General features: G+C 58.0%; 8 protein-coding genes, 1 tRNA gene and 2 pseudogenes. 3 read left to right on the top strand and 8 right to left on the bottom strand.

All coding sequences use genetic code 11. The features are described 5' to 3' along the window. Positions 1 to 101, top strand: a pseudogene (locus HKD24_RS14640) (IS5-like element ISMex42 family transposase); the annotation flags it as partial. Here HKD24_RS14640 and HKD24_RS14635 read toward each other — a convergent pair. From HKD24_RS14635 to HKD24_RS14605, 8 genes and pseudogenes are all read right to left on the bottom strand, one after another. Beyond that, on the bottom strand, positions 91 to 483 hold the full coding sequence (locus HKD24_RS14635; protein WP_194260913.1) for a hypothetical protein: 393 nt from the start codon (positions 481 to 483) through the stop codon (positions 91 to 93). The pseudogene HKD24_RS14640 and the gene HKD24_RS14635 sit on opposite strands and share 11 nt — an antisense overlap. A gap of 18 nt (positions 484 to 501) precedes the next feature. Beyond that, positions 502 to 663, bottom strand: a pseudogene (locus tag HKD24_RS15635) (DUF6538 domain-containing protein); the annotation flags it as partial. A gap of 92 nt (positions 664 to 755) precedes the next feature. Further along, positions 756 to 841: transfer RNA gene (locus HKD24_RS14630), tRNA-Leu, on the bottom strand. Between the two features lie 7 nt (positions 842 to 848). Then, positions 849 to 1,532, bottom strand: a complete 684-nt coding sequence (locus HKD24_RS14625; protein WP_194260912.1) for a M48 family metallopeptidase — start codon at positions 1,530 to 1,532, stop codon at positions 849 to 851. A gap of 4 nt (positions 1,533 to 1,536) precedes the next feature. After that, complete coding sequence (locus tag HKD24_RS14620) at positions 1,537 to 2,031, bottom strand: YcgN family cysteine cluster protein (protein WP_194260911.1); 495 nt, start codon at positions 2,029 to 2,031, stop codon at positions 1,537 to 1,539. Then, positions 2,028 to 2,432: a hypothetical protein gene (locus tag HKD24_RS14615; RefSeq protein ID WP_194260910.1), complete on the bottom strand. Its 405-nt coding sequence runs from the start codon at positions 2,430 to 2,432 to the stop codon at positions 2,028 to 2,030. The genes HKD24_RS14620 and HKD24_RS14615 overlap by 4 nt, the downstream gene beginning before the upstream one ends. Beyond that, positions 2,432 to 3,571 (bottom strand): extracellular solute-binding protein, encoded by a 1,140-nt coding sequence (locus HKD24_RS14610; RefSeq protein WP_228124474.1) that lies wholly within the window; start codon positions 3,569 to 3,571, stop codon positions 2,432 to 2,434. The genes HKD24_RS14615 and HKD24_RS14610 overlap by 1 nt, the downstream gene beginning before the upstream one ends. A gap of 91 nt (positions 3,572 to 3,662) precedes the next feature. After that, positions 3,663 to 4,823: an ABC transporter ATP-binding protein gene (locus HKD24_RS14605; protein ID WP_194260908.1), complete on the bottom strand. Its 1,161-nt coding sequence runs from the start codon at positions 4,821 to 4,823 to the stop codon at positions 3,663 to 3,665. Between the two features lie 86 nt (positions 4,824 to 4,909). Between HKD24_RS14605 and HKD24_RS14600 the strand changes: the two genes are divergently transcribed. Together HKD24_RS14600 and HKD24_RS14595 are read left to right on the top strand one after the other, a co-directional pair. Next, the gene (locus HKD24_RS14600) at positions 4,910 to 5,188 is read left to right on the top strand and encodes a hypothetical protein (RefSeq protein WP_062511395.1); all 279 of its coding nucleotides are present in this window, start codon (positions 4,910 to 4,912) and stop codon (positions 5,186 to 5,188) included. Between the two features lie 76 nt (positions 5,189 to 5,264). Continuing rightward, positions 5,265 to 5,699, top strand: a complete 435-nt coding sequence (locus tag HKD24_RS14595) for a hypothetical protein (protein ID WP_194260907.1) — start codon at positions 5,265 to 5,267, stop codon at positions 5,697 to 5,699. Positions 5,700 to 5,910 lie beyond the last annotated feature (211 nt).

The raw sequence follows: 5,910 nt of genomic DNA, 5'->3' as shown, positions 1-5,910 counted from the left end.
TCAAGGAGTGGCGTGCAGTCGCGACCAGATACGAAAAAACAGCGGCGTCATTCCTTGCCGTCATACACATCGCTGCTGCTGCAGACTGGATCAAGTGCTAACAGGCCCTAATATGAAAGCCTCAGATGCTTCTGAAAATAGCGGAGATTTCTGCGGTTCTTTGGGTTTTGTCCATGATTCAATATTATTGAAATGCCCCAAAATATCGGACATTTTTGCTCTGATATCTAAATCAGGAAGCTGTTTCATCAACTGATGAATTTTCTCAATTTCTGAATTGGCATTATCTGCAAATTTTAGAAAAGCATCGTCCTGTTCGAGCCTTGCAAGCAGATGCTCGGCATTCATCACCTGATACTGAGATTTAAGGTTTGATAGCTCTGCTTCGTATGTTGATATGATTGTATCAAACAGAGGCTTGAACCGCTCATCAATGATATCCCGAATTGTATCATTGGCATTTTGAGCTAGTTCATCAGACACGATTTTCAATTCCGAAAATAATTTATTTGTCAATGAATAAATTGCACAAGCTCGATTTTTTGCAAGTGCCTTGTCATTGGTTTCCAAAGATATCCAAATCTCACGTCTTTCCATGAATCGACGCAAAGGGAAGGGGACTTTCTGGCGATATGAATATCCTGAGGGTCTGCGAATCAGCATTATGAGCCACGGGTGTAGCAACCCGGTGTAGCAAAACATCGGGTCCAGGTTGTGGATAACCTGAAAAACCCAATGTTTTTAATGCTTTATAGTGGTGCGAGCTGCGGGACTCGAACCCGCACGCCCTTTCGGACTCGAGATTTTAAGTCTCGTGCGTCTACCATTCCGCCAAGCTCGCACTGCCCTCATGCTGCGCGCAGGAGAGCGGTCCCGTTTTCTCTCAACCAGCGTTCTGCTGCAAGCCGTCCTGTGCGGCCATTAGGAATAAAACTGTCGACCAGGGCCCAGAAATGGGAGCCGTGATTGAAATGTTTCAGATGCGCCAGTTCGTGAATGATGACGTAATCGCGGATGCTTGTGGGAGCCATCAGCAGGCGCCAGCTGAGCATGATGCGGCCCTGGCGGGTGCAACTGCCCCAGCGGGTCCGGACGTCGCGCAGGTCCAGCCGTGTAGGATGGAGATCCATTTTGTCGGAATGGATTTTAAGGGTCCGGGTCAGGCGATCCTTTGCCAAGGCCTGCAGAAAATCACGGATACGGCGTGTGGTGTAGGAGGCGTCACCACTGACATGAAGTCCATTTTCGTCCAGCCAGCAGCCACGCCGGGCTTCGGGTTCATGAAGAATGGCGACACTATGCCCTTCGATCATGATCTGCGAACCGTTTGTCAGTTCCTGCTTTTCTGGTAATTCGGCGAGAGCATTCGTGATCCATTCCGTCTGTTGATGGACGAAGGCCAGTGCGCGCTCCCGACTGATACGATCCGGAACCGTTATGATGACTTCGCCGCGGACAGGTTCGATCCGCAGGGTGATGCGCTTTGCCCGTGTCGAACGTTTCCAGATCAAGGGAACGGTCGGGGGAAGCATGATGTCAGCCCCTGCTTTTCTTCAGGGCATGGCAAAGCGGGGAACGGTCCGGCCATTCACCCGGCCATTCTTCCAGATGGTCTTCAAGCGGTCCGGCACGGCGTTCGCTGATGCAGCGGTCCTGAACCGAGGCGCCTGAACTGTGAACGCCTTTCTCATTGCCAGTCCGCAGAGGGTGCCAGTCTGGAAGATCAAATCCGTCGCGTAGCAGACGATAGGAACAGCTGGGCGGAAGCCAGTCGATTTCGGCCAGAAGTTCAGGCGTCAAAGTCACGCAGTCGGGGACTTTGCGGTGACGATCGGCATAATCGGTGCAGCGGCAGGTATGGGTGTCCAGCAGGCGGCAGGCGACGTTCGTGTAAACGACCTCGTCCGTATCCTCGTCACGCAGCTTGTTGAGGCAGCACCGTCCGCAGCCGTCGCAGAGGGACTCCCACTGTTCGGAAGACATCTGATCCAGAGGAACGGTTTGCCAGAAGGGGGCGGTTGGGGTGCTCATGGATGATCCAGCAGGGCGCAGGCGACGCAGAAGACGATCGCAAGGAGAAGGGACAGAAAGGCAGATGGCAGGAGGAGCGGAAACCAGATCAGGCGCAGACGGGTCGGAAGATTGGCTCCCAGTCCAACTGCGGCCCGGGTTGTGCCCGGAGGCAGGGTCAGGAGGGTGGCACAGATTGGAAAGACGACGGCCGGGGCGATAAGTGCACCTTCCAGCCAACCCGGACCGATATGGGTTCTAGCCAGAGCCAAGGCCAGACCCGGTCCGGGAAGAAGCAGAATTAGGCCAAGGCGCCGGACAATATGGGGCGGCAGCACGCGCATGAGTAGCGCGATTATGGCGCAGGCTCCTACAAGACCCGTCAGGATAAAAGGCAGATTGATCCGCAAAATGAGCGACATCACGGTGTCTGTGGCCCGAAGCGCGCCTCGAACTGCTGTTCGAGGATGTCACCATACCGGGACCAGAACGTATCGCTGACGGTCAGGAACGTCGGTGTGTTTTCCGGAGGAAATGGGCCGGGCATGTCATCCAGATGCGGTGCGTGCATTCTGAGTTGGGCGAGGGTGCGGTGCGCGCTATCTGCGGGTACGTTGATCGGAATGGTCCAGAACAGCGGCGTACGCAGGATGTCCTGCGTACCGGCCACGAAAAGCGATGTCGCAGCACCAGCCTGAACGCGGGAACTGACGCTCGTTACTTCCGTGCTGGGGGCGCTCAGCATGAGTGCGCTGCTCTGTTCCATGATGCGTCCGGCATCTGCCGGCGTATTCCACCACACAATATAAGGACGCAGCTGATCCAGCTTGCGGAACGCGCGATCCACTCCCGGCTGCGTGGCAAGCGTGGTGTAGACGTCCTGCGGCGCGACGCCATCAGCCAGAAGAGCAATTTCCAGGGTGGTCCTGGCGCCAAAATGCAGGCCTCGGCGACCCGGATGGCGGGCAACGTCCCAGAAATCCTGCCAGCCGGGCGCCGTGGCCATGCGCGAGCGGTCCCAGGTCAGGGCGAGGTCACTGACGCCGCCGGGGATGCCACAGCTCGGGCTGTCATCGACCGGATGGACCCAGCCGCCTTCACAGGCCTGAGCCAGTTGCGTGCCGGTTACGAGAACAGCCATCCATGCGGGTTTTGTCGCATGAGCCGAGGTCTGGAGGGTTGTCGTTCGTCCGTCCCATTCCACCAGCGGCAGGGCGCTGTCTGTGGATGACAGGGCATGGGCCGCGATCGTCCCTTCGGGAACGCCAAAACCGGGCTCGGGAGCCGTAGGGGCGGCGGTCCGATGATGGACGGTTTTATGGCGGTGATGCGGTCGTGCGTGGCTGTGCGCAGACGCTGATCCGGGAAGAAAGACGGATGTGATGCCATGGCCAACAGACGTAAAAAACGTGCCGATGCCGGAAGCGCCATGCCCGGAATGTGTGGACGTAGCCTGGCCTGCGGAAGGCAGAGAGGACAGCAGGAGCGGGACGCACAGACAGAGAGTGCGCAGGCGGCTCCTGCGGGAGACCCGATCATGTGTCCGGAGGACATATAGCAAAGGGAAGGCGGACCGGGTCAGAACGAAAGGATCCTCGGAAACTGGGTTGATCGGGAAAGAAGCAGGCACGTCCGGACAGGACGGGCGCACTTTAATACATCCCGATGCCGAGCGGGAAGGCCGTCGCATGAGCGGCGGGCCAAGCAAGCTGCACGGCGGTGCCGGACGTCGGAATCTTCTGGGCCTGAAGGGGAGGGCGGCGCAGTTCAATTTCCGTACCTTCGGCGCAGCGGACCCGCATGCGGATATGATCGCCCAAATGGATACTGTCGGTCAGGATACCGCAAACGGGGACGTCGCCGTCTTCGTCCATGCCCAGCCCCTGGGAGCCGAAAAAGGGCGAAATCCGGTCAGGGCGAACGCAGACCAGACATTCCTGCCCTTCGGTCAGGTCTTCGGAAGCCATGGCGTCCACAATTCCGCCGCAGGCCAGCTGAATCCGGGCGACGTCATCGCCGATATCCAGGATCTGACCTGTCAGGGTATTGGTTTCACCAAAGAGGGTCGCAACCTCGACGCAGGCCGGACGATCGTAGAGCGTTGCCGCATCTGCGCATTGCAGCAGCGTGCTGTCCTGAAAAACGGCAATTTCTCCGCCCGAACGCAGGGCGTCCTCGCGGCGGGACACTGTGTGGAGCACGCTGAGGTTCAGGGCGCGGGAGAGCGTAGCTAACAGCAACGAGATGCGGCGGGCAGCATGAGGGTCCAGCGCATGAAGCGGATCATCCAGCAGCAGGATGTCGGGCGATGCTACCAGCGCGCGGGCGAGGCGGGCCCGCAGGGACTGTTCGGCGGTCAGCTCTGCCGGGCGCAAACCCGCAATGCCATCCAGCCCCATAAGCGAAATCATCCGTCCCGCAGCAGCCTGGGCTTCTGATTTGCTCTGACGGCTTGCACGCAGGCTGAACGCAACATTGTCACGCAGATCCAGATGCGGAAAAAGCGGATCCCGCGGGCTGACAATCCGCATCCGGCGATCTGCGGGTGCGCGGGCAGCCACGTTCTCGCCGCTGACAGTGATGGTGCCCCCCAGATGAGGCAGGAAGCCGGTTAGGACATCGAGCAGGCGCGACAGTGCGGCGGGCTGGTTGCCGAACAGCGTCAGCGTAGTGCCGGGGCGCAGTGACAGATCAACAGGCGGCGCATTGATGGCAGCCCGCAGACCGCTGACTTCCAGCACGGGCGCTGGCTGCGAGGGGCGGGCGCTCCTCTTTTTAGGAGCCATGCGGGAAACGCCGGACAGGCCTGACATGCAACCTCTGGGAGAATGGATCGTTATAGGCGAAACAAAATCGGGTCAGAACAGATCTGGCCTGATATTCTAGAAGGGGTTTGAACATGAGCCGTAAAAGCGTCAAGGACAACGTTGAAGCTGCAACCGAGACCACACAGGCTCAGATCGACAGTCTGCGGACCCAGCTACAGGAACTGCTGGACAATCGTATCAGCCCGGCTCTGCTGGATGCTGCCGACCGCACGGACCATGCCGTTGCAAATGCCCGCAAAATCACGGATCATGAACTGGAAAATGTTTCGACGCGTGTACGGGCGCGTCCGATTGCAGCCGTCCTGATTTCGGCCGTTGTCGGTTTCTTTGCCGGACGTTTCTCCAAGTAACAGCCCGGGTCTTTCCAGGCGGAGGACGGACGGCATCTCGTCCGGCTCCGTCCTGAAGAAGAGGCAAACGATTTCCATGAAGCCCATTGAACTCGGACAGGACGTCCTTTCTGCGCAGGGACAGATCCTCTCCCGCTCTGCAATGCGAATCGGCCGCAGGGTGGCTTATGGCGTTATTGCAGCCGTATTTCTGCTGTTCACGGCGCTGTCATTTCATGGCTTCCTGTGGGCGTTCTTCATTGATGTCGCCGGACTGAGCTATGTGAAGTCTGCTCTCTGCGTCATTGGTGTGGACCTCCTGTTCGTTGTGATTTTCGGACTTCTTGCCGCGCGCTCCATTCCTGATCCGGTTGAAATCGAAGCCCGCATCCGCCGTGATCGCAAGCTGGTTGAACTGAAGCAGGCCGTGGCGATGACGGCCTTGACAGGACTGGTTTTCGGCCCGGCCGGCCGTTTCACGATCAAGCGTCTCCTCGGAATTGTGAGGAATCTGCTAGGTCTCCGGAAATAAGACATTTTGTGGCTGATATTTATCAAAGCCATATGGCCAGCATCAGCGTAATAGCGTAAGCACATCGCGAACCCGCCGACTTTCTCCTGTATACTGGGAGTCGGTGAGGTTGAGCGAGGAGCGTTGTGGACGAATTGGCGTACAGTCTGACGTGTGGCAGTCTGGCGGTTGGCGTTGGGGTCGGTTTCTGATGCTGGCTGAAGTCAACCTG

The sequence above is a fragment of the Gluconobacter vitians genome (assembly GCF_015244565.1).
GTDB classification, from domain to species: domain Bacteria; phylum Pseudomonadota; class Alphaproteobacteria; order Acetobacterales; family Acetobacteraceae; genus Gluconobacter; species Gluconobacter vitians.
This window is presented reverse-complemented; position numbering and strand designations above follow the sequence as displayed.

Excerpts from the sequence above, each read along its gene's own strand:
- HKD24_RS14615 (WP_194260910.1), bottom strand. The coding sequence starts at position 2,432 with ATGTCGCTCATTTTGCGGATCAATCTGCCTTTTATCCTGACGGGTCTT.
- HKD24_RS14620 (WP_194260911.1), bottom strand. The coding sequence starts at position 2,031 with ATGAGCACCCCAACCGCCCCCTTCTGGCAAACCGTTCCTCTGGATCAG.
- HKD24_RS14595 (WP_194260907.1), top strand. The coding sequence starts at position 5,265 with ATGAAGCCCATTGAACTCGGACAGGACGTCCTTTCTGCGCAGGGACAG.
- HKD24_RS14605 (WP_194260908.1), bottom strand. The coding sequence starts at position 4,823 with ATGTCAGGCCTGTCCGGCGTTTCCCGCATGGCTCCTAAAAAGAGGAGC.
- HKD24_RS14600 (WP_062511395.1), top strand. The coding sequence starts at position 4,910 with ATGAGCCGTAAAAGCGTCAAGGACAACGTTGAAGCTGCAACCGAGACC.
- HKD24_RS14625 (WP_194260912.1), bottom strand. The coding sequence starts at position 1,532 with ATGCTTCCCCCGACCGTTCCCTTGATCTGGAAACGTTCGACACGGGCA.